22 protein-coding genes and 2 tRNA genes are annotated in these 26564 nt (G+C 72.0%); 17 read left to right on the top strand and 7 right to left on the bottom strand.

The genetic code is table 11. The features are described from left to right. Nucleotides 1-62: 62 nt before the first annotated feature. A tRNA-Ala gene (locus tag ACIGEZ_RS03985) sits at nucleotides 63-135 on the top strand. A gap of 63 nt (nucleotides 136-198) precedes the next feature. Here ACIGEZ_RS03985 and ACIGEZ_RS03980 read toward each other — a convergent pair. After that, nucleotides 199-1062, bottom strand: a complete 864-nt coding sequence (locus ACIGEZ_RS03980) for a helix-turn-helix transcriptional regulator (protein ID WP_399825317.1) — start codon at nucleotides 1060-1062, stop codon at nucleotides 199-201. 101 nt (nucleotides 1063-1163) lie between these two features. Between ACIGEZ_RS03980 and ACIGEZ_RS03975 the strand changes: the two genes are divergently transcribed. After that, entirely contained in the window at nucleotides 1164-2597 is a 1434-nt protein-coding gene (locus ACIGEZ_RS03975; protein WP_399825315.1) for an MFS transporter, read from the top strand. Between the two features lie 160 nt (nucleotides 2598-2757). After that, on the top strand, nucleotides 2758-2991 hold the full coding sequence (locus ACIGEZ_RS03970; RefSeq protein ID WP_399825312.1) for a hypothetical protein: 234 nt from the start codon (nucleotides 2758-2760) through the stop codon (nucleotides 2989-2991). Here ACIGEZ_RS03970 and ACIGEZ_RS03965 read toward each other — a convergent pair. After that, entirely contained in the window at nucleotides 2970-4229 is a 1260-nt protein-coding gene (locus tag ACIGEZ_RS03965) for a glycosyltransferase 87 family protein (protein WP_399825310.1), read from the bottom strand. The genes ACIGEZ_RS03970 and ACIGEZ_RS03965 overlap by 22 nt on opposite strands. Nucleotides 4230-4363: 134 nt before the next feature. Between ACIGEZ_RS03965 and ACIGEZ_RS03960 the strand changes: the two genes are divergently transcribed. The 8 genes from ACIGEZ_RS03960 (at nucleotide 4364) to ACIGEZ_RS03925 (ending at nucleotide 14895) form a co-directional block, all read left to right on the top strand. Next, nucleotides 4364-4436 (top strand) — tRNA-Ala (locus ACIGEZ_RS03960). 289 nt (nucleotides 4437-4725) lie between these two features. After that, nucleotides 4726-7593: a leucine--tRNA ligase gene (leuS, locus tag ACIGEZ_RS03955; RefSeq protein ID WP_399825307.1), complete on the top strand. Its 2868-nt coding sequence runs from the start codon at nucleotides 4726-4728 to the stop codon at nucleotides 7591-7593. A 119-nt stretch (nucleotides 7594-7712) separates the two neighbouring features. After that, a complete protein-coding gene (locus tag ACIGEZ_RS03950) occupies nucleotides 7713-8480 on the top strand; it encodes a hypothetical protein (RefSeq protein ID WP_399825304.1) in 768 nt (255 codons plus the stop codon). Between the two features lie 53 nt (nucleotides 8481-8533). Then, the gene (locus tag ACIGEZ_RS03945) at nucleotides 8534-9379 is read left to right on the top strand and encodes a DegV family protein (protein ID WP_399825302.1); all 846 of its coding nucleotides are present in this window, start codon (nucleotides 8534-8536) and stop codon (nucleotides 9377-9379) included. Nucleotides 9380-9762: 383 nt separating this feature from the next. Then, nucleotides 9763-10494 carry a helix-hairpin-helix domain-containing protein gene (locus tag ACIGEZ_RS03940; protein ID WP_399825299.1) on the top strand — a complete coding sequence of 244 codons (732 nt, stop codon included), beginning with the start codon at nucleotides 9763-9765 and terminating at the stop codon, nucleotides 10492-10494. After that, nucleotides 10491-12962, top strand: coding sequence for a ComEC/Rec2 family competence protein (locus ACIGEZ_RS03935; RefSeq protein WP_399825297.1), 2472 nt, complete (start codon nucleotides 10491-10493; stop codon nucleotides 12960-12962). The genes ACIGEZ_RS03940 and ACIGEZ_RS03935 overlap by 4 nt, the downstream gene beginning before the upstream one ends. Nucleotides 12963-13038: 76 nt before the next feature. Continuing rightward, on the top strand, nucleotides 13039-13632 hold the full coding sequence (locus ACIGEZ_RS03930; RefSeq protein ID WP_399825294.1) for a winged helix-turn-helix domain-containing protein: 594 nt from the start codon (nucleotides 13039-13041) through the stop codon (nucleotides 13630-13632). Nucleotides 13633-13635: 3 nt separating this feature from the next. Then, complete coding sequence (locus tag ACIGEZ_RS03925; RefSeq protein ID WP_399825292.1) at nucleotides 13636-14895, top strand: MFS transporter; 1260 nt, start codon at nucleotides 13636-13638, stop codon at nucleotides 14893-14895. Between the two features lie 19 nt (nucleotides 14896-14914). Here the strand turns inward: ACIGEZ_RS03925 and ACIGEZ_RS03920 are convergent, their stop codons facing one another. Then, entirely contained in the window at nucleotides 14915-15160 is a 246-nt protein-coding gene (locus ACIGEZ_RS03920; RefSeq protein ID WP_399825289.1) for a hypothetical protein, read from the bottom strand. A 56-nt stretch (nucleotides 15161-15216) separates the two neighbouring features. Here ACIGEZ_RS03920 and holA point away from each other — a divergent pair, with 56 nt between their 5' ends. Then, complete coding sequence (gene holA / locus ACIGEZ_RS03915; protein WP_399825287.1) at nucleotides 15217-16206, top strand: DNA polymerase III subunit delta; 990 nt, start codon at nucleotides 15217-15219, stop codon at nucleotides 16204-16206. 26 nt (nucleotides 16207-16232) lie between these two features. Here the strand turns inward: holA and ACIGEZ_RS03910 are convergent, their stop codons facing one another. Next, nucleotides 16233-16595 carry a hypothetical protein gene (locus ACIGEZ_RS03910; protein ID WP_399825285.1) on the bottom strand — a complete coding sequence of 121 codons (363 nt, stop codon included), beginning with the start codon at nucleotides 16593-16595 and terminating at the stop codon, nucleotides 16233-16235. 197 nt (nucleotides 16596-16792) lie between these two features. Beyond that, a complete protein-coding gene (gene rpsT, locus ACIGEZ_RS03905) occupies nucleotides 16793-17059 on the bottom strand; it encodes a 30S ribosomal protein S20 (protein ID WP_030211082.1) in 267 nt (88 codons plus the stop codon). Nucleotides 17060-17245: 186 nt separating this feature from the next. Between rpsT and lepA the strand changes: the two genes are divergently transcribed. The 3 genes from lepA (at nucleotide 17246) to hemW (ending at nucleotide 22504) form a co-directional block, all read left to right on the top strand. Continuing rightward, nucleotides 17246-19111 carry a translation elongation factor 4 gene (gene lepA / locus ACIGEZ_RS03900; protein WP_399825283.1) on the top strand — a complete coding sequence of 622 codons (1866 nt, stop codon included), beginning with the start codon at nucleotides 17246-17248 and terminating at the stop codon, nucleotides 19109-19111. 206 nt (nucleotides 19112-19317) lie between these two features. Continuing rightward, nucleotides 19318-21195, top strand: a complete 1878-nt coding sequence (locus ACIGEZ_RS03895; protein ID WP_399825280.1) for an AMP-dependent synthetase/ligase — start codon at nucleotides 19318-19320, stop codon at nucleotides 21193-21195. 76 nt (nucleotides 21196-21271) lie between these two features. Further along, a complete protein-coding gene (gene hemW, locus ACIGEZ_RS03890; protein WP_399825277.1) occupies nucleotides 21272-22504 on the top strand; it encodes a radical SAM family heme chaperone HemW in 1233 nt (410 codons plus the stop codon). Between the two features lie 60 nt (nucleotides 22505-22564). On the opposite strand, the gene ACIGEZ_RS03885 is transcribed toward hemW, so the two are convergent. Both ACIGEZ_RS03885 and ACIGEZ_RS03880 read right to left on the bottom strand, forming a co-directional pair. Next, a complete protein-coding gene (locus tag ACIGEZ_RS03885; protein WP_399825275.1) occupies nucleotides 22565-23368 on the bottom strand; it encodes a DUF3097 domain-containing protein in 804 nt (267 codons plus the stop codon). Between the two features lie 86 nt (nucleotides 23369-23454). Beyond that, entirely contained in the window at nucleotides 23455-24177 is a 723-nt protein-coding gene (locus ACIGEZ_RS03880) for an MBL fold metallo-hydrolase (protein ID WP_399825272.1), read from the bottom strand. A 154-nt stretch (nucleotides 24178-24331) separates the two neighbouring features. On the opposite strand from ACIGEZ_RS03880, the gene hrcA reads away from it, so the two are divergent. Further along, nucleotides 24332-25351, top strand: a complete 1020-nt coding sequence (hrcA, locus tag ACIGEZ_RS03875; protein WP_399825270.1) for a heat-inducible transcriptional repressor HrcA — start codon at nucleotides 24332-24334, stop codon at nucleotides 25349-25351. After that, nucleotides 25352-26488 (top strand): molecular chaperone DnaJ, encoded by a 1137-nt coding sequence (gene dnaJ / locus ACIGEZ_RS03870; RefSeq protein ID WP_399825268.1) that lies wholly within the window; start codon nucleotides 25352-25354, stop codon nucleotides 26486-26488. The last annotated feature ends 76 nt before the right edge of the window (nucleotides 26489-26564 follow it).

The following is a 26564-nucleotide window of genomic DNA, read 5'->3' as shown; positions in this document are numbered from 1 at the left end:
CTTTCCGGCAGGTCACAGGCTAAAGTTCTTCTTGTTCGCAGCGCGGAGCGCGAAGAACACGAGGGGCTATAGCTCAGTTGGTAGAGCGCCTGCATGGCATGCAGGAGGTCAGGAGTTCAATTCTCCTTAGCTCCACAGTCACCGAATCCCGTCCCCATCAGGGGGCGGGATTCGTCGTTTCCCCCTCCGGTCGTCCCGTCACTTCCCGGCGGGCAGAAGGTCGATGGCCCGGCGGCTCTCCTCGTCGTTCGGTGTGTAGGTGACGATCCGGCACTCCGGCATCCCGTTGATCGACAGCGACACCGAGGTCATCCGTATCTCGCCCACCAGCTCGTGCCGGAAGGTCTTCACGCGGGTGCCCGGCGGCACTACGTCACCGCTGGCCCACAGCTCCGCGAAGTACGGGCTGGCCTCGGACAGCAGCCGGACGAACGACTCCCACGCGGGCTCGCCGACATGGCGGCCGTACGCGCCGCGCAGCTGGGCCACCATCAGCGGCAGCTCCAGATGCCTGTCGACCACCGGGCACTTGGGGTCGGGCATGGTGAACAGGGTCCACAGCACGTTGCGTATGCCCAGGGGGCCGCTGTCCGGTCCCCAGTCGTCCCGGAGGAACAGCAGGTCGTACGTCGCGTTCGTCGCCAGCACGTCGTACCGCGTGTTGTAGACCACGGCCGGGTGGGGCACCAGGGCGTCCAGGATGCCCTGGATCTCGGTGCTGACCGAGGCCACGTACTCGGTCGTCGTCTCCGGCTCGTACGGCACCTCGGCGAGGTGGTACAGATGCTCGCGCTCCGGCCGGTCCAGGCGCAGGGTGCGGGCCACCGCGTCGAGCACCTGGGACGAGGCGTTGATGGGGCGGCCCTGCTCCAGCCACGTGTACCACGTGACGCCGACACCGGAGAGCTGGGCCACCTCCTCCCGGCGCAGCCCCGGAGTGCGCCGTCTGAGCCCGGGCGGCATGCCCACGTCCGCGGGTGTCACCCGGGCCCGCCGGCCCCGTAAGAAGGCCGCCAGCTCCGGTCTGCGGCGTGCCCCGGTCGGTGCTGCCAAAGTCGTCACTCCCCCATGGTCGAGTCCCCGTGCCGCCGTTGCCAGGTGCTGTCGGTACCAGCATCGGCGGGCTCTCGTTACCCGTATCGGACCGGCGTCACGCTCCTCGTATGACGACGACCACAACACGTCCCGTACTCAGTAAAGCCGGTGGCACCGACAATCACCGCGGACCGCTGCTCGCCGTCGTGCTCGCCGCGCAGTTCATGGCGCTGCTCGACGTCTTCATCGTCAACGTCGCCGCCCCCACCATCCGCGTCGAACTCTCCGCGTCCGGCGCCGGACTTCAGCTCGTCGTCGCCGGATACGCGATCGCCTACGCGGTGTTGCTGATCACCGGCGCCCGCCTCGGCGACCTGCTCGGTCACCGGCGCATGTACCTCGCCGGCCTCGCCCTGTTCACCGTCGCCTCGCTCGCCTGCGGACTGGCCGCCGGCACCGGCCAGTTGATCGCCTTCCGGATCGTGCAGGGCGCCGGATCGGCGCTGATGATCCCCCAGGTGCTCAGCCTCGTCCAGCGCAACTTCACCGGTGAGGGCCGGGTACGGGCGCTCAGCGCCTACTCCGCCGTCCTCGCCACCGGTGCCGCCGCGGGCCAGGTCGTCGGCGGCATCCTGGTCAGCGCCGACCTCTTCGGCACCGGCTGGCGGCCGGTCTTCTTGGTCAACGTGCCCATCGGGCTCGTCCTGCTCGCCCTCGGCGCCAGGGTGCTGCCCCGCGACGCCCGGACCGAGGCCGAGCGGGCGCGCTCCCTCGACCTGGCGGGGCTGCTGCTGCTCGCCGGCTCCGTCTCGCTGCTCACCGTGCCGCTCGTCCTCGGTCAGGAGGCGGACTGGCCGCTGTGGACCTGGCTGTCGCTGGGCGGCTCCGTGCTCCTCCTCGCCGCCTTCGGCGGATACGAGGCACGCCTCTCCCGGCGCGGCGGCGCACCGCTCATCGCCCCGCGGGTGCTGCGCATCCCCGGCATCGGGCGGGCGGTCCTCCGGATCGCCGTGGTCATGGCCGTCAACGCCGGATTCCTGTTCACCCTCACCCTGCACTTCCAGGGCGGCCTCGGGCACAGCGCGCTGCGGGCCGGGCTCACCTTCGCGCCGTGCGCCGCCGTCTTCGGGGCCGTCGGCCTCACCTGGCGGCGCTGGCCGGCCCGCTGGCAGCCCTTCCTGGTCCCGGCCGGCTTCCTCCTGACCGCGGCCGCCTCGCTCGCCGTGGGCGGCGTCCTGAAGGGCGGCAGCGCGGGCGGCTGGGCGCTCCACCCCGCCCTGTTCGCCATGGGCGCCGGGCTCGCCCTGGCCTTCAGCCCCGCCCTGACCGGAGCGCTCGCGACCGTACGGCCCGAGGACGCGGCCGACGCCAGCGGACTGCTCGCCACCGTCACCCAGCTCGGCCAGCTGATCGGGGTCGCCACCTTCGGCAGCCTCTTCCTCAGCGGGGTGACCGGACCTGGGGCGCACACGTCGGCGAACGCGCTGTGGGTGTGCGCCCTCGCGCTGGCCGCGGCGGCGATCTTCGGCGCCTCCACGAGCCTGGTCGGGCGACGGCGCTGACCCCCTTGCGGGGCCATGGCAGAATCGGACCGCCGGAGGGGGACGTGGGTCCGGACGGGAGGGAGCGCGCATGGCCGTGGACGGTGCCGAGGAGACCGGAGCCGATGCCGTCGCGGAACCCTGTGTGGGCACGTCCTGCGGGCACAGCAGGAGCTGAGTGATGGGTGCACACAGGCGGAAGTGTGACTGGTGCGGCAGCGGTACGCCCATCGTCCGGGACATGGACCCGGTCAACACCGAGTTCCAGTACTGGTGTGAGGAATGCGCGCGGGCGCTGATCATAAAAGGCGACCCCATCGAGACCTACCGCGAGCTCGAGGGAGAGCCGATCTACGGCCGGCTCCTCGACGAGCACTGCACTCTGAAGCGCTTCTACTCCTTCGCGACGGCCTGAGGCTCCCGCTCCTCCGTGACGGCCCGGGCTGCCGGGGCCCGCCGCAGCGTGAGCGCGTAGCCGGCGAAGACCGCGGTCGCCGTCAGCGGATAGACGGCCGAGAGCAGCATCTGAGTGGCGTCCTGGTCCAGTTCGGGACGGCCCGGGTCGTGCGGCACCCACCACAGGGCGAACGAGGCGAAGGCCAGCGCCACCACTCCCGTCACCGGCCAGAGACGCCCGGCACGGTCGTACAGGAGGATCAGCAGCGGAACGCACCACACCCAGTGGTGGGACCAGGAGATCGGGCTGATCATCAGCGCCGTGAACGCGGTGACGATCACGGCCACCGCCTTGTCGCCCCGCACCGCGGCCCGTACCGCGAGGACCATCGCCGCGCCGCCGAGGAGGGCCGCCGCCGCGACCCACCACAGGCCCGGCGCGTCGGTGTGCATCAGCCGGGCCAGTACCCCGCTGACGGACTGGTTGGCGGTCTCCTCGGCGTGGCCGACCCGGCCGGTCTCGAAGAGGGTCTGGGTCCAGAACTTCGCGGAGTCGGCGGGCAGCGCCAGCGCCGTCGTCAGCGTCGTCGCGAGGAAGACCCCGGTCGCCGTCAGAGCCGTCCGCAGCCACTGGTTGAGGGTGGGGTTCCGGCGCCACAGGAGGAGGCCCGCGGCGAACAGCAGGACCACGAAGAGGCCCGGGGTGAGTTTCACGGCGGTGGCGAGCCCGATGCCCAGGCCGGCCCAGCGGCTGCCCTCGCGGCGGGTCAGGTCCCACAGCACCGCCACGGCTATGAGCAGGTTGATCTGGCCGTAACGCAGCGTCGTCCACACCGGCTCGCACCAGACCACGACCGCGGCGACCCACAGTGTCGTACGCCATAGATCGGCACGGGACAGCGTCGGGCGGACCAGCCGGAGCGACAGCTGGACCAGCGCCACCACCAGGAGCAGGTTCCCCGCGGTGCTGAGCGTCCGCATCAGTGGGACGCCCACCAGGGTCAGCGGCAGGAAGAGCACGGCGGCGAACGGCGGATAGGTCATGCCGAGGTTCGCCGACGTGGCACGCATCGCGTACAGGTCGCCTCCGGCCCGCAGTGTCTCGCCCTCGGCCCGGTAGACCATCACGTCGAGCATGTTCACGTGGGCCAGGCGTTGCGCCACCCAGAAGGCCGCGAACGACAGCAGACAGACCGCCGCGGCGGTGGCCAGGGGCCAGGGCCGGGCGCGGGTCGGGGAGAGCACGGAGACGGACACAGTCGGCGACCCTACCCGTCCGGTCGGACGGGCCCCGGGAAACGGATTTGGCGATCCGGCTGGGAGCCGGTTAATGTTCTGTCTGTCGCCGCGAGGGAAACGGAAACGAAAGCCGAAGCGGAGACGAAAAGCAAGGGGCTATAGCTCAGTTGGTAGAGCGCCTGCATGGCATGCAGGAGGTCAGGAGTTCAATTCTCCTTAGCTCCACAGAAGAGAAGCGGGCCACCCGGATCGGGTGGCCCGCTTCTTCGTGTGCCCTTGTGCGCCCGCGTTTCGCGTGCCACTGGCCGGAACGTCGATGCGGCCCGCTCGGGCCCTGCGGTACCCTGACGCCATGCGTGCCGTACGCCTTCTGCTTAGCGGGCCGCGCTGATCAGTCCCGACGGATGAAGATCCGGTCGGCATCGGCGCGGCGTCCCCTCCTGTGCGAGGGGATTTTTCATTTCGTGGCAGTTACCGGCAGTGGGCAGAGACGATCGATGGAGCTTCAAGGATCATGACCGAGATCAACACGGCTGCCGAGACGGCGGCCCCGCATCGCTACACGGCGGCCATGGCCGCCGACATCGAGGCACGCTGGCAGGACGCCTGGGACGCCGAGGGCACCTACGAGGCCCCCAACCCCACGGGCGACCTGGCCGGGGACGCGGCCACGGTCGACCGCCCCAAGAAGTTCATCATGGACATGTTCCCGTACCCCTCGGGCGCGGGCCTGCACGTCGGCCACCCGCTCGGCTACATCGCCACCGACGTCTTCGCCCGCCACGCGCGCATGACCGGGCACAACGTCCTGCACACCCTGGGCTTCGACGCCTTCGGCCTGCCGGCCGAGCAGTACGCCGTGCAGACCGGCACGCACCCGCGCGTGTCCACCGAGGCCAACATGGAGAACATGAAGGTCCAGCTGCGCCGGCTTGGCCTGGGCCACGACAAGCGCCGGTCGTTCGCCACGATCGACCCGGAGTACTACCGCTGGACCCAGTGGATCTTCACGCAGATCTTCGACTCCTGGTACGACGACGAGGCCAGGAAGGCCCGCCCGATCGCCGAGCTGGTCGAGCAGTTCGAGAACGGCACCCGTGAGGTCCCCGGAAGCCGTGACTGGAGCGCCCTGAGCGCCGCCGACCGCGCCGACGTCCTGGGCGAGTACCGCCTCGCGTACGCCTCCGACGCCCCGGTCAACTGGTGCCCCGGTCTGGGCACCGTCCTGGCCAACGAGGAGGTCACCGCCGACGGCCGCTCCGAGCGCGGCAACTTCCCCGTCTTCAAGGCCAAGCTGCGCCAGTGGAACATGCGCATCACCGCCTACGCGGACCGCCTGCTGGACGACCTGGACGCGCTGGACTGGCCCGAGGCCATCAAGCTGCAGCAGCGCAACTGGATCGGCCGCTCCGAGGGCGCCCGTGTCGACTTCCAGGTCGGCGACGCCGGCGCCATCACCGTCTTCACCACCCGCCAGGACACCCTGTTCGGCGCCACCTACATGGTGCTGGCCCCCGAGCACGACCTGGTCGAGAAGATCGTCCCGGGCGCCTGGCCCGAGGGCACGCACGATGTGTGGACCGGCGGTCACGCCACCCCCTCCGAGGCCGTCGACGCCTACCGCAAGCAGGCCGCCTCCAAGTCCGACGTCGAGCGCCAGGCCGAGGCCAAGGACAAGACCGGCGTCTTCACCGGCGCGTACGCGACCAACCCGGTCAGCGGCGAGCAGGTCCCGGTCTTCATCGCCGACTACGTCCTGATGGGCTACGGCACCGGCGCCATCATGGCGGTCCCGGCGCACGACGCCCGCGACTTCGCCTTCGCGCGCGCCTTCGAGCTGCCGATGCGCTGCGTCGTCGAGCCGAGCGACGACCGTGGCACCGACCCGGCCGCCTGGGACGACGCCTTCGGCTCGTACGAGGCGAAGCTGATCAACTCCGCCAACGAGGAGATCTCCCTGGACGGCCTGGGCGTCGTCGAGGCCAAGGAGAAGATCACCTCCTGGCTGGCCGACCGCGGCATCGGCGAGGGCACCGTCAACTTCCGCCTGCGCGACTGGCTGTTCAGCCGCCAGCGCTACTGGGGCGAGCCCTTCCCGATCGTCTACGACGAGGACGGCATCGCCCACCCGCTGCCCGAGTCGATGCTGCCGCTGGAGCTGCCGGAGGTCGAGGACTACTCGCCGCGCACCTTCGACCCGGACGACGCCGACACCCAGCCGGAGACCCCGCTGTCCCGCAACGAGGACTGGGTCAACGTCACGCTGGACCTGGGCGACGGTCCCAAGAAGTACCGCCGCGAGACCAACACCATGCCCAACTGGGCCGGTTCCTGCTGGTACGAGCTGCGCTACCTGGACCCGAACAACTCCGAGAAGCTGGTCGACCCGGCGATCGAGCAGTACTGGATGGGCCCGCGCGAGGGCATGCCCACCGGCGGCGTCGACCTGTACGTCGGCGGCGCCGAGCACGCCGTGCTGCACCTGCTGTACGCCCGCTTCTGGTCCAAGATGCTGTTCGACCTGGGCCACATCTCGTCGGCCGAGCCCTTCCACAAGCTGTACAACCAGGGCATGATCCAGGCCTTCGTCTACCGGGACTCCCGCGGCATCGCCGTCCCGGCGGCCGAGGTCGAGGAACGCGACGGAGCGTTCTGGTACCAGGGCGAGAAGGTCAGCCGCGTCCTGGGCAAGATGGGCAAGTCCCTGAAGAACGCGGTCACCCCGGACGAGATCTGCGCCGAGTACGGCGCCGACACCCTGCGCCTGTACGAGATGGCCATGGGCCCCCTGGACGTCTCCCGCCCGTGGGACACCCGCGCGGTGGTCGGCCAGTACCGGCTGCTGCAGCGACTGTGGCGCAACATCGTCGACGAGTCGACCGGCGAGGTCACCGTCGCCGACGAACCGGCCGACGAGGACACCCTGCGGGCCCTGCACAAGGCCATCGACGGGGTCTCCCAGGACATGGTCGCGATGCGCTTCAACACCGCCATCGCCAAGATCACCGAGCTGAACAACCACCTGACCAAGTCCGGTGGCGCGGTGTCCCGGCCGGTCGCCGAGCAGCTGGTGCTGCTGGTCGCCCCGCTGGCCCCGCACATCGCCGAGGAGCTGTGGCGCCGCCTGGGCCACACCGAGTCGGTCGTCCACCAGGACTTCCCGGTCGCCGACCCGGCGTACGTCGTCGACGAGACGGTGACCTGCGTCGTGCAGATCAAGGGCAAGGTCAAGGCGCGCCTGGAGGTCCCCCCGTCGATCAGCGACGCGGAGCTGGAGGCGCTGGCGCTGGGTGACGAGCACGTGGTCGCCGCGCTGGGCGGTGCGGAGATCCGCAAGGTGATCGTCCGCGCCCCGAAGCTCGTCAACATCGTCGCCGGCTGACACCCGGAGCTTCCCCTAGGGGGAGCGTGGGGGCAGGTTGAGGGTTCGAATGGAACCGTCGGCCTGCCCCTTCCGTTTACCGTGGAAGAACCACAACCCAGGCCGGAGGGGCGAGGCACATGGAAGCCGCGATCACGATCATGGCGCTGCTCTTCGTCGCCTTCGTGGCGCTCGGGGTCTATGCCACGGTGAAGGTCGCCAAGGCGGCCAAGCGCGGGGTCGACCGCACGATCGACCAGGCCCGGCGCACCGTCGAGGACACCACGCTGCGAGCCAGGAGCTTCGGCCAGACCGGCGTCGCGGGCGAGCTCGCCCAGCTGCGGCTGTCACTGCGCACCTCGATGCGGGCCACCCAGGACGCACTGCACGCGGGCGTCGCCGAGGACGCCTCCCTGAAGGAGTCCCTCGACCTCTTCCACCGGCTCAGCGCCCACGCGCGCGAGCTCGACGAGGACCTCAAGCGGCTGGAGCGCGAGCCCGACAAGGCTCGCCTCGCGGTGCAGCTCCCGGACCTCCGCCGGCGCACCGAGCAGATCACCCACTCCGCGGACGCCTTGCGCTGGGCCGCCCGGGACCGGGCCAGCCGGTTCGCCCAGGACGACCTGTCCTCGCTGAGCGCGCAGATCGACATGGAGGTGGGCGCGCTGCGCCACTGGACCGACAGCGGTCCCGCCGACACGGGTGCCGCGAGCGCGGAGCGGGGAGCGGGGACGGCCGGCTCCTCGTGGCCCGAGGCCGGGGCTCCGGCGGCGGGTGCCGAGCGCGGGCAGAGCTGGTCCGGGGCGGAGTCCGGGGCGGCGGAGCAGCCTCAGGCGATCACGGCACCCGACCCCCGGCAGACCGCGTACCCGTGGGAGAAGTCGGCCCGGCCGGAGACCACCACCTGAGAGGCGCGGGGGCGGGCTGCCGTGCGGCGGCGCAGCCGGGTAACCTCCCGCTCATGTCCCGGCATGTCGCGATCGTCACCGATTCCACGGCCTACCTGCCACCCCAGACGATGGAGCGGCACGCCATCACCGCCGTCCCGCTCACCGTCGTCATCGGCGACCGTGCGCTGGAGGAGGGCACCGAGATCTCGGCCCGCTCTCTCGCGGAGGCGCTGCAGAAGCGTCGCGCGGTGACCACCTCGCGGCCCGGGCCCGAGGTCTTCGCCGCGGCCTACCGCGCGGCCGCCGAGGCCGGTGCGCGCGGCATCGTCTCGCTGCACCTGTCCGCCGAGTTCTCCGGCACCTACGACGCCGCCGTGCTGGCCGCCAAGGACGCTCCCGTGCCCGTACGGGTCGTCGACACGCGCATGGTCGGGATGGCCCTCGGATTCTGCGCCCTGGCCGCCGCCGAGGTAGCCGACGCGGGCGGCTCGCTGGACGAGGCCGTCGCGGCCGCCGAGAAGCGCGCCGCGGGCACCTCCGCCTACTTCTACGTCGACACCCTCGACTACCTGCGCCGGGGCGGGCGCATCGGGGCGGCACAGGCGCTCCTCGGTTCCGCGCTGGCCGTGAAGCCGCTGCTCGAACTCGACGGCGGGCGGATCGAGCTGCGCGAGAAGGTGCGCACGGCGTCCAAGGCGATCGCTCGGCTCGAGGAGATCGCCGTCGAGCGGGCCGGGACCGGGACCGTCGACATCGCCGTCCACCACCTCTCCGCCCCCGACCGGGCCGCAGCACTGGCCGAGCGGCTGCGGGACCGCGTGCCGGGCATCGAGGACCTCCAGGTCACCGAGGTGGGCGCCGTGATCGGCGCGCACACGGGGCCGGGGCTGCTCGCGGTGGTCGTCTCGCCGCGCTGACGGGTCGTGGGTCGGCCTGATCACTCGTGTGAGTGAGGGAGTTGTCCACAACTGGGCTGTTGTCCACGGGAATTGCATGGTCACGGCGGATGGGTGGTGAATCCGCCTACCGTCATGCCATGACTCTTCGCACACACATCGCAACACGTCGTGGCTCAGCTACGAGCGGACCCGGCCGGCCGCCCGGCTCGGACGGGAGGGCCGGGGCACGTGCCCGGGGTACTCGGAGCCGCGGGAGGCATGCGGTCGGGGCGGTCCCCGCAGCGGTACGGAGCCGGGGCGAAGCCCTCTTCCCGTCGACGGCGCCGCCGCCCGTGGCTCCGGTGTCGCCGCCGGCCGAGGCGCCACCCGAGAGGCCTCGGGAGGCGCTGCTGGAAGCCTCCTTGGAGCGGGGGCGGGCGGGGCCGGTCGCGCCGGATGTGGGGCGCCGGCAGCGGCTGTGGCTCGCCCTGCGGGAGCGGCTTCCGCTGTGGGTGCAGTCGCGGTGCGGGCTCGAAGGGCGTTCGCTGGCGGCGCTCGCCGTGATCCTGGTGGTGGCCGCGGGGATCGCGGGCGTCTTCTTCTGGACGGGACGGCCGCAGCAGGTCCGGGCCCCCGAGGTGGTCGGCGCGGCCAGACCGCTGCCCGAGACCGGGGCGTTCCTGCCGCAGTCGGCCTCCCCGTCGCCGTCGGGGCCGTCGCCCATGGTCGTGATCGACGTCAGCGGCAAGGTGCGCAGGCCCGGGGTGCTCACCCTGCCCGCCGGGTCCCGGGTCGCCGACGCGCTGCGGGCGGCTGGAGGGATCCGCCCGGGCACGGACCTCACGGGGCTGAACCGGGCCCGGGTCCTCATGGACGGCGAGCAGGTCGTGGTCGGGCTGCCTGCGGCCGTGGGCGGCGCCGGCACGGGAGCGGGGGCGGCCGCGGGTGAGCCCGGCCCCTCGACTCCGCTGAGTCTCAACGCGGCGACCGTGGAGCAGCTCGACGGCCTGCCCGGGGTGGGTCCGGTGCTGGCCCGGCACATCGTGGAACACCGGGTCGAGCACGGCGGGTTCCGCTCCGTCGCCGAACTGCGGGAGGTGAACGGGATCGGCGACCGTCGGTTCGCGGACCTCGAACCGCTGGTCCGGCCATGAGCGAGCACGTCCGGGGCGATGCCGCGCGCGTGGCCTCGTGGGACGAGGGCCCGGCCGATCTGCGGCTGGTGCCGCCGGCGCTGGCCGCGTGGGGCGGGGCTGCCCTCGCGGTGGGCGTGACCGGCTGGTGGACGGTCGGCGGGGTGCTGGTCTGCTTGGCCGGTGCGGCGCTGGCCCTGCTGTCGGCCGCGCGGCGGGGGTTACGGGCGACCGCCTGCGCCGGAGTGCTGCTGTGCGCCGCCGCGGGGGCCGCGTCCGGTGGCCTGCACGCCGCCGATCTGCGCCGCGGCCCGGTCCCCGAACTCGCCCGCGCCTCCGGCCGGGTCGTGGTCGAGGTGGTGGTCACCGCCGATCCGCGGCTCACCCTGCCGGGGGTGCGTGGGAGCCGGGCGGCTCCGGTCTCCGTGGTCCTGGAGGGCGAGGTGGCCCGGGTCGAGGCGCGGGACCGTGCGGTGTACCGGACGAGGACGCCGGTCCTGGTGGTGGTGCCGGCGGGGGAGGGGCGCGCGGAGTGGCTGGGGCTGTTGCCGTCGACGCGGCTGCGCGTGGCGGGCAGGCTCGCCGTCCCCATGCGGCCGGGCGATCCGTTCGCCGCGGTGCTGCGGGCCGACGGTGCCGGGCCGCCCCACGTCACCGGGCCGCCGAGCGCGCTGCAGCGCAGGGCCGGGGAGCTGCGCGCGGGGCTGCGGCGGGCGACGGAGGGCCTGGCGCCCGACGCCAGGGCGTTGCTGCCGGGCCTGGTGGTGGGCGACACCTCGCGGATCGGACCCGAGTTGAAGGAGGCGTTCGAGGCCACCGATCTCACGCACCTGCTCGCAGTCTCCGGTTCGAATCTCACCGTCGTGTTGTTGCTGCTGATCGGCAGGCCCGGGACGGCACAGCGGATCGAGCGCGGTGGTCTGGCCCCCAGGCTCGGTATCCCGCTGCGGACGACCGCGTTCGCCGGGGGAGGGCTGACGCTCGCGTTCGTGCTCGTGTGCCGCCCGGATCCGAGCGTGCTGCGGGCGGCGGCCTGCGGGCTCGTCACGTTGCTGGCCATCGCGACCGGCCGGCGCCGGTCACTCATCCCGGCGCTGGCGGCCGCGGTCCTGATCCTGGTGCTCTACGACCCGTGGCTGGCGCGGAGTTACGGCTTCCTGCTCTCGGTCCTGGCCACCGGGGCGCTGCTCACGGTCGCCCCGCGCTGGAGCGAGGCCCTGCGGCGGCGCCGGGTGCCGGGCAGGATCGCCGAGGCGCTGGGCGCCACGCTGGCGGCGCAGGTGGTGTGCGCGCCTGTCGTGGCGGTGTTCGCGGCCAGGGTGAGCCTGGTGGCGGTCCCCGCCAACCTGCTCGCGGAGGCGGCGGTGGCGCCCGCCACGGTGCTCGGGTTCGCCGCGCTGGGGCTCGCGCCCGTGTGGCCGTGGGCCGCCGAGGCCGTGGCCGGGGTCGCGGGCTGGCCCGTCGGCTGGATCGCCGGGGTGGCCAGGGCAGGGGCGGGGCTGCCGGGGGCGGAGACGGGCTGGCCGGACGGCTGGTGGGGCGGGCTGCTGCTCGCGCTGCTGACCGGTCTGGTGCTTCTCGCGGCGTGGCGTCTGCCGTACCGGCGGTGGGTCGGGGCGGGCTGCGCCGTTCTGCTGTTCCTGGCGGTGGTGCGGCCTCCGCCGGTGGCCAGGCTGGCCACCGGATGGCCGCCGCCGGGCTGGGTGTTCGCGATGTGCCAGGTCGGCCAGGGGGACGCGACCGTGCTCGCCGCCGGCGGGGACACCGCCGTCGTGGTCGACGCCGGGCCCGAACCGGCACCGGTCGACCGGTGCCTGCGGGAGCTCGGGGTCCGCCGGATCCCGCTCCTCGTGCTCACCCACTTCCACGCGGACCATGTGGCAGGGCTGGCCGGGGTGCTGCGCGGGCGGGCGGTGGGCGCGATCCAGACGACCGGCCTTGAAGAGCCCCGGGGGCAGGCGGAGTTCGTGCGGCGGACGGCCGCGGCGGCGGGGGTGCCCCTGGTGCGGGCCGGGGCCGGCGAGCGGCGCAGGCTCGGCCTGCTGGAGTGGCGGGTGCTGTGGCCGCGGGCCGATCCAGGTGCGGCGGGTGCGGGGGAGAGTGGGGAATCGGCGGAGTCGGGGCCGAACGACGCCAGCGTCACGCTGTTCGTCCGCACCGCGGGCGGGGTGACCCTGCTGCTGCTCGGGGACCTGGAACCCCCGGCCCAGCAGGCCCTGTTGCGGGCCCACCCCGCGCTGCCGCCGGTGGACGTGCTCAAGGTGGCCCACCACGGCTCGGCCTACCAGGACCCCGGCCTGATACGGGCGGCCCGGCCGCGGCTCGCGCTGGTGTCGGCCGGGCGGGACAACCCGTACGGGCACCCCTCGCCGCTGACCGTCGGGGCGCTGCGCGACGGCGGGGCGCGGGTGCTGAGCACCGACCGGGACGGAGCGATCGTCGTGACCGGCGCCGGAGGGGAGCTCGCGGCGCACACCAAGCCGTCGTGACCGGTGCAGGCCCTGCTCTGGAAACGCTTGTAAAGGAGTGCTTGTAAAGGAGTCTTTCTAAAGATATGTTTACATCATGTCCGAGCAGTCTCGCAGCATTCGTCTCACCGACCCCCGCGCCCTGCGGGCCTACGCTCATCCGACGCGGATGACGCTCGTGGGTCTGCTGCGCAGCAGCGGGCCCTTCACCGCCACCCGGGCGGCCGAGCTGACCGGCGAGTCCGTCGCCAGCTGCTCGTACCACCTGCGGATACTCGCCAAGTACGGGCTGGTGGAGCAGGCCCCCGGCGGCAAGGGGCGGGAAAAGCCCTGGCGGGCGACGGCCCAGTTCACCGAGTGGCCGGACCACAGCGAGGACGCCGCGGTCGCCCAGGCGGCGGACGCGCTCAGCGCGGCGGCGATCGAGTTGTACTTCCAGCGGGTCCTACGGGCCGTCGGGAGCCGGCACACCCTGCCGCGGGAGTGGCGGGAGGCCGAGCAGTTCGGCGACTCGCTGCTCCATCTGACCCCCGAGGAGCTGACCGGCCTCGGGCGGCGGATCGAGGAACTGCTGCGGCCCTATGAGGACCGTGAGGCCGATCCGGCCCTGCGGCCCGAGGGCGCCCGGCCCGTGGGCATCCTGCGCATCGCCTTCGTGGACCGCGAGGTCCCCGGCAACGAGGAGGACTGACCGATGGCGGTCGCCGAACGCATACCCGAGCTGCTGCGCGAGCGGTCCTTCCGGCGCTACTGGACCGGGCAGACCGTCTCCCTCGTCGGCGACCAGATCTCCCTGATGGCGCTCCCGCTCGCCGCCGTGCTCGTCCTGGGGGCCGACGCCGCCGAGATGGGCTGGCTCAAGACGGCCGAGCTGCTGCCCGCGCTGCTGCTCAACCTGCCGCTCGGCGCCTGGTCAGACCGGCAGGCCCGGCGGCGGCGCGCCATGATCGCGGCCGACCTCGCCCGGGCGGCGCTGCTCCTGACCCTGCCCGTCGCGTACCTGCTCGACATGCTGACGCTCGGGCAGCTGTACGCGGTGGCCTTCGGGGTCGGAGCGCTCAGCGTGCTGTTCGAGGCCTGCAACACCACGCTGTTCGTGGCCCTGGTCCCCACCGAGCGCTATGTGCAGGCGAACTCGCTGGTCAACGGGAGCCGTTCGATGGCCTGGCTGGCCGGTCCCGGGATCGGCGGCGTGCTGGTGCAGCTGCTCACGGCGCCCTTCGCGCTGCTCGCGGACGCGCTCACGTATCTGGTCTCGGCCGGATACCTGGCCCGTATCAGTCCCGTCGAGCCCGCTCCCGCCCCGGTCGAGAAGGGGCACTTCACCGAGGGGCTGCGCTGGGTGGTGCGGGACGCCTCGATGCGCGCGCTGTTCGCCGCGTCGGGCACGGTCCAGTTCTTCAACTACATGTTCCACACCCTCTTCGTGCTCTACGCCACGACCGAACTCGGCCTGAGCGCTGGCGTGCTGGGCGCGGTGCTCGCGGCGGGGGCCGTGGGCGGACTGATCGGTGCCGCGTGCAGCGGGGCGGTGGTCCGGCGGATCGGCATCGGGCCGTCCCTCGTGGCCGGCTTCATCGGCTTCACCCTGCCGCTGATCCTGATACCCCTCGCCGACGGGCCGCTGCCGATGGTCGTCGGGCTGCTGTTCACCGCCGAATTCCTGTCCTGCACCGGGGTGATGGTGGCGGACGTCGCCGCGGGATCGTTCCAGATGGCGCTGATTCCGGACGCCATCCGGGCCCGCGTGACGGGTGCGTACCGGACGCTCAACCACGGCTTCCGCCCGCTCGGCGCACTCGCCGGCGGACTGCTGGGCACGGCACTCGGGCTGCGGCCCACGCTCTGGCTCGCGACCGCCGGGGCCGTCCTCGCCGTGCTGTGGGTGCTGCCCTCGCCGCTGCCCCGCCTTCGCGAGCTGCCGGAGCAGCAGCCCGCCCCGTCCCACGCGTGAGCGGGGGCCGGAACGAGGCCTAAGGGGCCTCCAGCCAGCCCTCGTACGCGGCGGCCAGCTCGTCCAGGGCCGCCGGGTCGAGCCGGCCCTCCGGGTCCTCGACCACCACGAGCCACTGGGCGTCCTCGGCGTCGTCCTCACCGGCCAGCGCGTCCCGGAACAGCTGCGGCTCCTCGGTGACCGCGAACTGCTGGGGAAGGGCTTCGGCGACCTCCTCGGCCGCGTCGCGGTCGGGGAGTACCAGTACGTGTCTCACATCGCTCACGTGCACATTCTCGACGATGGTCCGGCTGTCGGTGCCCCGTGGGATGCTGGATCGCGATGGCCACCAGAAAGTCTTCCCCCGACGACCTCCTCGCCCCCGTCACGCTCGCCGTGGGCCAGGAGGACCTGCTGCTCGACCGCGCGGTCCGGGAGGTGGTCGCGGCGGCCCGCGCCGCCGACGCCGACACCGACGTCCGCGACCTCGCCCCCGAGCAGCTCCAGCCCGGCGCCCTCGCGGAGCTGACCAGCCCCTCGCTCTTTTCCGAGCGGAAGGTCCTGGTGATGCGGAACGCGCAGGACCTGCCGGCGGACACGATCAAGGAGATAAGGGCGTACCTCGACGCGCCAGCCGATGAGATCACCCTCGTGGTGCTGCACGCGGGCGGCGCCAAGGGCAAGGGACTCCTCGACGCGGCACGCAAGGCGGGAGCGCGGGAGGTGGCCTGCCCGAAGACGACGAAGCCGGCGGAGCGGCTGACCTTCGTGCGACAGGAGTTCCGGACGCTCGGGCGCTCGGCCACGCCCGAGGCGTGCCAGGCGCTGGTCGACGCCATCGGCAGTGACCTGCGCGAGCTGGCCTCCGCGGTGGCACAGCTGACCTCGGACGTCGACGGGACCATCGACGAGGCGGTCGTCGGGCGCTACTACAAGGGCCGCGCCGAGGCCTCCTCCTTCACCGTCGCCGACCGTGCCGTCGAGGGGCGCGCGGCGGAGGCCCTGGAGGCCCTGCGCTGGTCCCTGTCGACGGGCGTCGCACCCGTCCTGATCACCAGCGCGCTCGCCCAGGGCGTCCGCGCGATCGGCAAGCTCTCCTCCGCCCGCGGCGGCCGGCCCGCCGACCTCGCGCGCGAGCTGGGCATGCCGCCGTGGAAGATCGACCGCGTCCGCCAGCAGATGCGCGGCTGGACCCCCGACGGCGTCTCCCTCGCCCTGCAGGCGATCGCGGAGGCCGACGCGGGCGTGAAGGGCGGCGGCGACGACCCGGAGTACGCCCTGGAGAAGGCCGTCGTGGCCATCGCCCGCGCCGCCCGCCTGCGCCGCGCCTGAGACCGGGGCCTCAGGACGCCGCGCGGTCAGACGTCGTGGGGCCCTCGGCCGCCGCGCCGGCCACTGCGGCCCGTGAGTCCCGCGAGTCCCGTGCGTCGCGCCACACGGGTGAGGAGGCGCGGCCGTCGTGGCCGGGGCGGAAGCGGGGCGCGCTTCCTCCAGGGGCCGTCTGGTGACAGGAGGGGGGCCTTGCGCTCGGCCTGGGCCTGGACCTCCACGTACGACTCGTGCGCCGTGATCCGGAACGCCTCGTCGTGCGCGGCCATCGCCGCCGTGATCGCGGCGCCCGCCGTGCCCCGGCGGCGCACCACGACGGCCAGGCGGGTCAGCAGGCCCAGCACTCCGGCGAGCGCCGCGGCGGTCACGAGGAGCGGCAGGAAGTCGGTCACGCGCCGAGCCTACGCAGAGGACGACGTACGACGAAGGCCCCGTCGCCTCCTGGGGAAGGAGGCGACGGGGCCTTCGTCGTACAAGCTGGTGGTCTCGTACCCGCGTGGCGAACGCGTCTCGCGTACGAGGCCGGGGTGGCCGGGCGGGAGCGGAAGAGAGGGCCCGCTGGGTCCCGTGCGGCCGTTCACATCAGAGCTCAGCCCTGGAGGGAGGCAACCTTGGTGGCCAGCGCCGACTTCTTGTTGGCGGCGGCGTTCTTGTGGATGACACCCTTCGAGACAGCCTTGTCGAGCTGACGCGAGGCGGCACGAGCGGCCACAGTGGCCTTCTCGAGGTCGCCGGCGGCGACAGCCTCGCGGGCCTTGCGGATCGCGGTCTTGAGCGACGACTTGACGGCCTTGTTACGCAGGCGCGCCTTCTCGTTGGTCTTGTTCCGCTTGATCTGGGACTTGATGTTCGCCACGAAAAGAGCCTTTACAGGTTCGATGTTCCTTCAGGATGTGCCGCGCAGGCTGAGAGGGCGCACGAGACACAGCTGTCCACGATATCAGCCGCTCTCCACACCGCCCAAACCGAGCACCGGACCGCAGTCATGGGACGATGGAGCCTACGTATCCGTTCTGAACATCGCCCGAGACGAGAACCCTGCGTGCCCGCGACTCCTACCAACGTGCCCGAGCCGAGCCGAACCGACCCGGCTCTGATCCGCAACTTCTGCATCATCGCGCACATCGACCACGGCAAGTCCACGCTTGCCGACCGGATGCTTCAGCTGACCGGTGTGGTCGACCAGCGGCAGATGCGCGCCCAGTATCTCGACCGGATGGACATCGAGCGTGAGCGCGGCATCACGATCAAGTCCCAGGCGGTCCGTCTGCCGTGGGCGCCGACCGAGGGGCCGGCTCAGGGCGACACGCACATCCTGAACATGATCGACACCCCCGGACACGTCGACTTCACCTATGAGGTCTCGCGTTCGCTGGCGGCCTGTGAGGGCACGATCCTGCTGGTCGACGCGGCCCAGGGCATCGAGGCGCAGACCCTCGCCAACCTCTACCTGGCGATGGAGAACGACCTCACCATCGTTCCCGTGCTGAACAAGATCGACCTGCCGGCCGCCCAGCCGGAGAAGTTCTCCGAGGAGCTGGCCAACCTCATCGGCTGCCAGCCGGAGGACGTCCTCAAGGTCTCCGCGAAGACCGGCATGGGCGTCGAGGCGCTCCTCGACCGCGTGGTCCGTGACGTTCCGGCCCCGGTCGGGGTCGCCGACGCCCCCGCCCGCGCGATGATCTTCGACTCCGTGTACGACTCGTACCGGGGTGTCGTCACGTACGTACGTGTCGTCGACGGTCAGCTCAACAAGCGCGAGCGCATCAAGATGATGTCGACCGGCGCCACCCACGAGCTCCTGGAGATCGGTGTCTCCTCCCCGGAGATGACGCCGTCCGACGGTCTCGGCGTCGGCGAGGTGGGCTACCTCATCACCGGTGTGAAGGACGTCCGCCAGTCCAAGGTCGGTGACACGATCACCTCCCTGAACAAGGGCGCCACCGAGGCCCTCGGCGGCTACAAGGACCCGAAGCCGATGGTGTTCTCGGGCCTCTACCCGCTGGACGGCTCGGAGTACCCGGACCTCCGCGAGGCCCTCGACAAGCTCCAGCTCAACGACGCCGCGCTGGTCTACGAGCCGGAGACCTCCGCCGCGCTCGGCTTCGGCTTCCGCGTCGGCTTCCTGGGGCTGCTCCACCTCGACGTCATCCGTGAGCGGCTGGAGCGCGAGTTCGGTCTCGACCTGATCGCCACCGCCCCGAACGTGGTCTACCGCGTGGTCATGGAGGACGGCAGCGAGCACACGGTCACCAACCCGAGCGAGTTCCCCGAGGGCAAGATCAGCGACGTGTACGAGCCCGTCGTACGCGCCACGATCCTCGCCCCCAGCGAGTTCATCGGCGCGATCATGGAGCTGTGCCAGACCCGCCGCGGCACGCTGATCGGCATGGACTACCTCTCCGAGGACCGGGTCGAGATCCGCTACACCCTGCCCCTGGCCGAGATCGTCTTCGACTTCTTCGACCAGCTGAAGTCCAAGACGCGCGGTTACGCCTCGCTCGACTACGAGCCCACCGGCGAGCAGGCCTCCAGCCTGGTCAAGGTCGACATCCTGCTGCACGGCGACAAGGTCGACGCGTTCTCCGCCGTCACCCACAAGGACGCCGCCTACGCCTATGGCGTGCGGCTCGTCGCCAAGCTGCGCGAGCTCATCCCGCGGCAGGCCTTCGAGGTGCCGATCCAGGCTGCGATCGGCTCCCGGGTCATCGCCCGCGAGACGATCCGCGCCATCCGCAAGGACGTCCTCGCCAAGTGCTACGGCGGTGACATCTCCCGTAAGCGGAAGCTGCTGGAGAAGCAGAAGGAAGGCAAGAAGCGGATGAAGATGGTCGGCTCCGTGGAGGTCCCGCAGGAGGCCTTCATCGCTGTCCTGTCGAGCGACGAATCCGCAGGCAAGAAGAAGTAGCCCGGAGCGCGCACGCGTGGCAGGCCCCCGTACCGTCGGTGCGGGGGCCTGTTCGTTATGAAGCGGGAACCAAGCCTCGGGCCGCAGCCTCTTACGCGTCGCTCTTCGGCCATCTACTCTGATCCCGCTCGAAGGTTACTCGCCAGTTAGTTACGCAAACTCCTGATCGCACCGCCAGAAGGCACCGCCGCCGCCCGGAGGACGTCGTGAGCGACACACAGACCCTGATCGAGAATCGGCCGCCGTCCGTAGCGACTCTCTTCCTTGAGCGCGTCGAGCGGACCCCGGACGCGGAGGCCTACCGATACCCGGTCGTCGCCGCCTCCGGCCAGGGCCCCGACGACTGGAAGTCGCTCAGCTGGGCGCAGGCCGCCGAGCGGGTCTACGGGATCGCCGCCGGCCTCATCGACCTGGGCGTCCAGCCGGAGGAGCGGGTCGCCCTCGCCTCCTCGACCCGGGTCGAGTGGATCCTCGCCGACCTCGGCGTGATGTGCGCCGGTGCCGCCGTCACCACGATCTACCCGCAGACCAACGCCGAGGAGTCGGCGTTCATCCTCTCCGACTCCGACTCCCGCGTGCTGATCGCCGAGAACGCCGACCAGCTCGCCAAGGCCGTCGAACGCCGGGCCGACCTGCCCCAGCTCCACCACGTCGTCGTGATCGACCCCGAGGGCGCGGACACGGACGACGAGTGGGTGCTCACCCTCGCCGACCTGGAGGCGCGCGGAAGGGCGTACCTGGAGAAGCACCCGGAGGCCGTCAAGGAGCGGGTCGCCGCGATCGCCCCCGAGCAGCTGGCCACCCTCATCTACACCTCGGGCACCACCGGCCGCCCCAAGGGCGTCCGCCTCCCGCACGACAACTGGTCGTACATGGCGAAGGCCATCGCCGCCACCGGGCTCGTCACCAAGGACGACGTCCAGTACCTGTGGCTGCCGCTCGCCCACGTCTTCGGCAAGGTGCTCACCTCCGGTCAGATCGAGGTCGGGCACGTCACCGCCGTCGACGGCCGCATCGACAAGATCATCGTGAACCTGCCGATCGTCCAGCCCACCTACATGGCGGCCGTCCCGCGCATCTTCGAGAAGGTCTACAACGGCGTCGCCGCCAAGGCCCGCGAGGGCGGCGGTGCCAAGTACAAGATCTTCCAGTGGGCGGCCGGCATCGCCCGCGAGTACGCCAAGGTCACCCAGGACAACTTCCGCCGCACCGGCACCGCCTCCGCGCCCTTCGGCCTCGCCGCCAAGCACAAGGTCGCCGACGCGCTCGTCTACAAGAAGCTCCGGGACGCCTTCGGCGGCCGGCTGCGCGCCGCCGTCTCCGGCTCGGTCGCCCTCGCCCCCGACATCGGCTACTTCTTCTCCGGCGCCGGCATCCACATCCTGGAGGGCTACGGCCTGACGGAGTCCTCCGCCGCCTCCTTCGTCAACCCGGGCGAGGCCTACCGCACCGGCACCGTCGGCAAGCCGCTGCCCGGCACCGAGGTCCGCATCGCCGACGACGGCGAGGTCCTGCTGCGCAGCCCCGGCATCATGGAGGGCTACCACGGCCTGCCGGAGAAGACCGCCGAGGTCCTGGAGCCGGACGGCTGGTTCCACACCGGCGACATCGGCGAGCTGTCCGCCGACGGCTATCTGCGGATCACCGACCGCAAGAAGGACCTGTTCAAGACCTCGGGCGGCAAGTACGTCGCCCCGTCGGAGGTCGAGGGCCGGTTCAAGGCCGTCTGCCCGTTCGTCTCCAACATCGTGGTCCTCGGCGCCGACCGGAACTACTGCACCGCGCTCATCGCCCTCGACGAGCCCGCGATCCTCGGCTGGGCCGCCGAGCAGGGGCTCGGCGGGAAGTCCTACGCGGAGGTCGTGGCCTCCCCGCAGGCCGAGAAGCTCGTCGAGGGCTACGTCGCCCGCCTCAACGAGGGCCTGCAGCGCTGGCAGACGATCAAGAAGTTCCGGCTGCTGCCGCGCGACCTCGACGTCGAGCACGGCGAGCTCACGCCCAGCCTGAAGATGAAGCGGCCGGTCGTGGAGCGGACCTACCAGCACCTCATCGAGGAGATGTACCAGGGCGCGCGGGAGGCCTGACCCGCTGGCCGGCCGCGGGCCGAGAGGTTATCCACAGGCTCGGCGGTTACCTCGGGCGGTACGGGACAATGGCTTCATGCCTTCCGTACTGCCCGATGGTGAGCCCATGCCCGAGGACGGGTCATTGCCCGCCCACGCCCTGCAAGGGGCCGGCGAGCGGCCCCTCGGGTTCTATCTGCACGTGCCGTACTGCGCCACCCGGTGCGGCTACTGCGACTTCAACACCTACACCGCGAGCGAGCTGCGCGGTGCCGGCGGCGTGCTCGCCTCCCGGGACAACTACGCGGGTCAGGTCGTCGAGGAGATACGGCTCGCCCGCAAGGTCCTCGGCGACGACCCGCGGCCGGTGCGGACCGTCTTCGTCGGCGGCGGCACCCCCACGCTGCTCGACGCGGGCGATCTCGTACGGATGCTGGGCGCGATCCGCGACGAGTTCGGGCTCGCCGACGACGCCGAGGTGACGACCGAGGCGAACCCGGAGTCGGTGAACCCCGCGTATCTGGCCGAGCTGCGCGAGGGCGGCTTCAACCGGATCTCCTTCGGCATGCAGAGCGCCCGGCAGCACGTCCTGAAGATCCTCGACCGCACGCACACCCCCGGCCGGCCCGAGGCGTGCGTCGGCGAGGCGCGGGCGGCCGGCTTCGAGCACGTCAACCTCGACCTGATCTACGGCACGCCGGGAGAGTCCGACGACGACTGGCAGGCCTCCCTCGACGCGGCGATCGGCGCCGGACCCGACCATGTCAGCGCCTATGCGCTCATCGTGGAGGAGGGCACCCAGCTGGCCCGGCGCATCCGGCGCGGCGAGATACCCATGACCGACGACGACGTCCACGCCGACCGGTACCTGATGGCAGAGGAGGCGCTGTCCGGGGCGGGCTTCCACTGGTACGAGGTGTCCAACTGGGCCACCTCCGATGCCGGCCGCTGCCTGCACAACGAGCTGTACTGGCGCGGCGCCGACTGGTGGGGCGCCGGTCCGGGCGCCCACAGCCATGTGGGCGGTGTGCGGTGGTGGAACGTCAAGCATCCGGGTGCGTATGCGGCGGCCCTGGGCGAGGGGCGGTCGCCCGGGGCGGGCCGGGAGGTGCTGTCCGAGGAGGACCGGCGGGTGGAGCGGGTGCTGCTCGAGCTGCGGCTGCGCGAGGGGGTCGAGCTGGGATTGCTGAAGCCGGCGGGTCTGGGCGCGGCCGAGCGGGCCCTGGGCGACGGGCTGCTGGACCCGGTCCCGTACGCCGAGGGGCGAGCCGTGCTGACGCTGCGCGGGCGCTTGCTCGCGGACGCGGTGGTGCGGGACCTGGTCGACTAGGCGCCGCGGGTCCTGGGGCACAAAGGGACGGCGGAGCGCGCGGCGGAGCGCCGGCGGCCGCTACGGCGCCGTCACGAAGTCGATCAGTTCCTCGACTCGGCCCAGGAGCTCCGGCTCCAGGTCCTTGTACGAGGTCACTCTCGCCAGGATGTGCTGCCAGGCCGCGCCGGTGTTCTCGGGCCAGCCCAGGGCTCGGCAGACGCCGGTCTTCCACTCCTGGCCCCGGGGGACGGTGGGCCAGGCTCGGATGCCCAGGGAGGAGGGCTTCACGGCCTGCCAGATGTCGATGTACGGGTGGCCGACGACCAGGACGTCGGGGGAGGTGACCTGGGCGGCGATGCGGGACTCCTTGGAGCCGGCCACCAGGTGGTCGACCAGGACGCCGAGGCGGGCGTCCGGGGCCGGGGCGAAGCCGGCGACGATGGCCGGGAGGTCGTCGACGCCCTCCAGGTACTCCACGACGACGCCCTCGATCCGCAGGTCGTCGCCCCAGACCCGCTCCACCAGCTCGGCGTCGTGCCGCCCCTCGACGTAGATCCGGCCCGCCCGGGCGACCCGCGCCCGCGCGGCCGGGACCGCGATCGAGCCGGAGGCCGTGCGGCTGGGCCGGGAGGGCGCGGGGCCCGAGGGCCGGACCAGGGTGACGACCCGGCCCTCCAGGAGGAAGCCGCGCGGTTCCAGCGGGAAGACCCGGTGCTTGCCGAAGCGGTCCTCCAGGGTGACCGTGCCCGCCTCGCAGCGGATCACCGCCCCGCAGAAGCCCGTCGCGACCTCCTCGACGACGAGATCGCGGTCCGCCGGGACCTCGGGCACGGGCGCCGAGCGCTTCCAGGGCGGGGTGAGGTCCGGGTCGTAGCTGCGCATGGGACCGATTCTGTCGCAGACGGCGTCCTGGCGGCATGTCAGGTCCCCACTGGCGGGGGAGCGTTCGGGGGTCGGCCGGACACGGCCTAGGAGACCTCGAAGCGCCGAGCCAGTTCCTCGCGCTGGGTGCGCACGAACGTGGCGTCCACCACCGCGCCGTGGCCCGGCACGTACACCGCGTCCTCGCCGCCCAGGGCCAGGAGGCGGTCCAGGGCGTCCGGCCAGCGGGCGACGATCGCGTCCGGGCCCGCCTGGGGCTCGCCCGACTCCTCGACCAGGTCGCCGCAGAAGACGATCTCGCGTTCGCCCGGGACGAGCAGCACCAGGTCGTGGCCCGTGTGCCCCGGGCCGACGTTGGCCAGCAGGACCTGGCGGCCCCCCAGGTCCAGGGTCCACTCGCCCGAGACCGTGTGGCGCGGGGCCACCAGCACCTCGGCCGCCTCCGCCGCGGCCCGCCCGTCCACCCCGTGCCGTACCGCGTCGGCCCGCAGCGCCTCGCGCTCCCGCAGCAGCAGCGCGTCCACGCCCACCGCCCCGAAGACCTCGGCGCCCGCGAAGACGGCCGTGCCCAGCACATGGTCGAAATGCGGGTGGCTCAGTGCGACATGCGTCACTCTCCGGGACCCTGTCAGGGCCGCCACCTGGGCGCGCAGCTCGGCGCCCTGTGCGAGCGTGGCGCCCGTGTCGTACAGGAGCACGGCGTCCCGGCCGATCACCAGGCCCACCGTGGCGTCCCAGCCCGGCAGCCGGCGCCTGCCGACACCCTCCCCGAGCCGCTCCCAGCCCTGCTCTTCCCAATCGACGTCCATACGGCGACGCTATCGGGCACGACCCGGCCGACCCCGCCTCCTTGCCAGGAGCGATGTCCGCCGCCGTACACTGGCCGGGGGATTCCTGGCACTCGGACAGGGCGAGTGCCAAAAGCGGAGCAACCGGAACCGGATCGACAGCTGGAGGTGCGCGATGCTCAGCGAACGCAGGCTCGAGGTGCTGCGCGCCATCGTCCAGGATTACGTCGGGACGGAGGAGCCGGTCGGCTCCAAGGCGCTGACCGAGCGCCACAAGCTCGGCGTGTCGCCCGCCACCGTGCGCAACGACATGGCGGTCCTGGAGGAGGAGGGGTTCATCGCCCAGCCTCACACCAGCGCCGGGCGCATCCCCACCGACAAGGGCTACCGCCTGTTCGTGGACCGGCTGGCCGGCGTCAAGCCGCTGTCGACCCCCGAGCGGCGCGCGATCCACAACTTCCTCGACGGGGCCGTCGACCTCGACGACGTCGTCGGCCGCACGGTCCGGCTGCTCGCGCAGCTGACCCGGCAGGTCGCGATCGTGCAGTACCCCTCGCTGACCCGTTCGACGGTCCGGCACGTGGAGCTGCTGTCGCTGGCTCCCGCCCGGCTGATGCTGGTGCTGATCACCGACACCGGCCGGGTCGAGCAGCGGGTGATCGACTGCCCGGCGCCGTTCGGCGAGACCTCCCTGGCCGATCTGCGGGCCCGGCTCAACAGCCGGGTCGTCGGCCGCCGTTTCGCGGACGTGCCGCAGTTGGTGCAGGATCTGCCGGAGTCCTTCGAGGAGATCGAGGACCGCGGCACCGTCTCGACGGTGCTCGCGACCCTCCTCGAGACCCTGGTGGAGGAGCAGGAGGAGCGGCTCATGATCGGCGGCACCGCCAATCTGACCCGCTTCGGTCACGACTTCCCCCTGACGATCAGGCCCGTCCTGGAAGCCCTTGAGGAGCAGGTCGTGCTCCTCAAGCTGCTCGGCGAGGCCAAGGAATCGGGCATGACCGTACGGATCGGGCACGAGAACCCCCATGAGGGCCTCACGTCCACGTCCGTCGTCTCGGTCGGCTACGGTTCCGGCGGCGAGGCAGTCGCCAAACTCGGCGTGGTCGGACCGACCCGCATGGACTACCCCGGAACGATGGGAGCGGTACGCGCAGTGGCACGTTACGTCGGACAGATCCTGGCGGAGTCGTAAGTGGCCACCGACTACTACGCCGTACTCGGCGTACGCCGCGACGCGTCGCAGGACGAGATCAAGAAGGCCTTCCGCCGGCTCGCCCGCGAGCTTCACCCGGACGTGAATCCGGATCCGAAGACCCAGGAGCGGTTCAAGGAGATCAACGCCGCTTACGAGGTGCTCTCGGACCCGCAGAAGAAGCAGGTCTACGACCTCGGCGGCGACCCGCTCTCCGCCTCGGGCGGCGGCGGTGCCGGCGGCTTCGGCGCGGGCGGCTTCGGGAACTTCTCGGACATCATGGACGCGTTCTTCGGTACGGCGTCCCAGCGCGGCCCGCGCTCGCGCACCCGGCGCGGCCAGGACGCGATGATCCGGTTGGAGATCGACCTCAACGAGGCGGCCTTCGGCACCACCAAGGACATCCAGGTCGACACGGCCGTGGTCTGCACCACCTGCTCGGGTGAGGGCGCCGCGCCCGGTACCTCCGCCCAGACCTGTGACATGTGCCGCGGCCGCGGCGAGGTGTCCCAGGTGACCCGGTCCTTCCTGGGCCAGGTCATGACGTCGCGCCCGTGCCCCCAGTGCCAGGGCTTCGGCACCGTCGTCCTGACCCCGTGCCCCGAGTGCGCGGGCGACGGCCGGGTCCGTTCCCGTCGCACGCTCACGGTCAAGATCCCGGCCGGTGTCGACAACGGCACCCGGATCCAGCTGGCCGGCGAGGGCGAGGTCGGTCCCGGCGGCGGCCCCGCCGGTGACCTGTACGTGGAGATCCACGAGATCCCGCACGAGACCTTCCAGCGGCGCGGCGACGACCTGCACTGCACGGTGACCATCCCGATGACGGCGGGCGCGCTCGGCACGAAGGTGCCGCTGCAGACACTCGACGGGATCGAGGAGGTCGACATCCGCCCGGGCACCCAGTCCGGTCAGTCGATCCCGCTGCACGGCCGTGGCGTCACGCACCTCCGTGGCAACGGCCGCGGCGACCTGATCGTCCACGTCGAGGTGACGACCCCGTCGAAGCTGGACCCGGAGCAGGAACGGCTGCTGCGCGAGCTGGCCAAGCTGCGCGGCGAGGAGCGCCCGCAGGGGCAGTTCCAGCCGGGACAGCAGGGCCTGTTCTCGCGTCTGAAGGACGCGTTCAACGGGCGCTGAGCCCCGGCCCCTCAGCGGCGTCGAGCCACCCTTTCGACGGGCGCTGAGCCCATCCCGTACCGGCCGAGGGCGGTCC

The sequence above is a fragment of the Streptomyces sp. NPDC085481 genome (genome assembly GCF_044541845.1).
GTDB lineage: Bacteria > Actinomycetota > Actinomycetes > Streptomycetales > Streptomycetaceae > Streptomyces.
This window is presented reverse-complemented; position numbering and strand designations above follow the sequence as displayed.

Bases quoted from the DNA above. Each gene is read 5' to 3' on its own strand.
- ACIGEZ_RS03975 (WP_399825315.1), top strand. From the start codon at position 1,164: ATGACGACGACCACAACACGTCCCGTACTCAGTAAAGCCGGTGGCACC.
- ACIGEZ_RS03970 (WP_399825312.1), top strand. From the start codon at position 2,758: ATGGGTGCACACAGGCGGAAGTGTGACTGGTGCGGCAGCGGTACGCCC.
- leuS (WP_399825307.1), top strand. From the start codon at position 4,726: ATGACCGAGATCAACACGGCTGCCGAGACGGCGGCCCCGCATCGCTAC.
- ACIGEZ_RS03950 (WP_399825304.1), top strand. From the start codon at position 7,713: ATGGAAGCCGCGATCACGATCATGGCGCTGCTCTTCGTCGCCTTCGTG.
- ACIGEZ_RS03945 (WP_399825302.1), top strand. From the start codon at position 8,534: ATGTCCCGGCATGTCGCGATCGTCACCGATTCCACGGCCTACCTGCCA.
- ACIGEZ_RS03935 (WP_399825297.1), top strand. From the start codon at position 10,491: ATGAGCGAGCACGTCCGGGGCGATGCCGCGCGCGTGGCCTCGTGGGAC.
- ACIGEZ_RS03930 (WP_399825294.1), top strand. From the start codon at position 13,039: ATGTCCGAGCAGTCTCGCAGCATTCGTCTCACCGACCCCCGCGCCCTG.
- ACIGEZ_RS03925 (WP_399825292.1), top strand. From the start codon at position 13,636: ATGGCGGTCGCCGAACGCATACCCGAGCTGCTGCGCGAGCGGTCCTTC.
- holA (WP_399825287.1), top strand. From the start codon at position 15,217: ATGGCCACCAGAAAGTCTTCCCCCGACGACCTCCTCGCCCCCGTCACG.
- hemW (WP_399825277.1), top strand. From the start codon at position 21,272: ATGCCTTCCGTACTGCCCGATGGTGAGCCCATGCCCGAGGACGGGTCA.
- ACIGEZ_RS03885 (WP_399825275.1), bottom strand. From the start codon at position 23,368: ATGCGCAGCTACGACCCGGACCTCACCCCGCCCTGGAAGCGCTCGGCG.
- ACIGEZ_RS03880 (WP_399825272.1), bottom strand. From the start codon at position 24,177: ATGGACGTCGATTGGGAAGAGCAGGGCTGGGAGCGGCTCGGGGAGGGT.
- hrcA (WP_399825270.1), top strand. From the start codon at position 24,332: ATGCTCAGCGAACGCAGGCTCGAGGTGCTGCGCGCCATCGTCCAGGAT.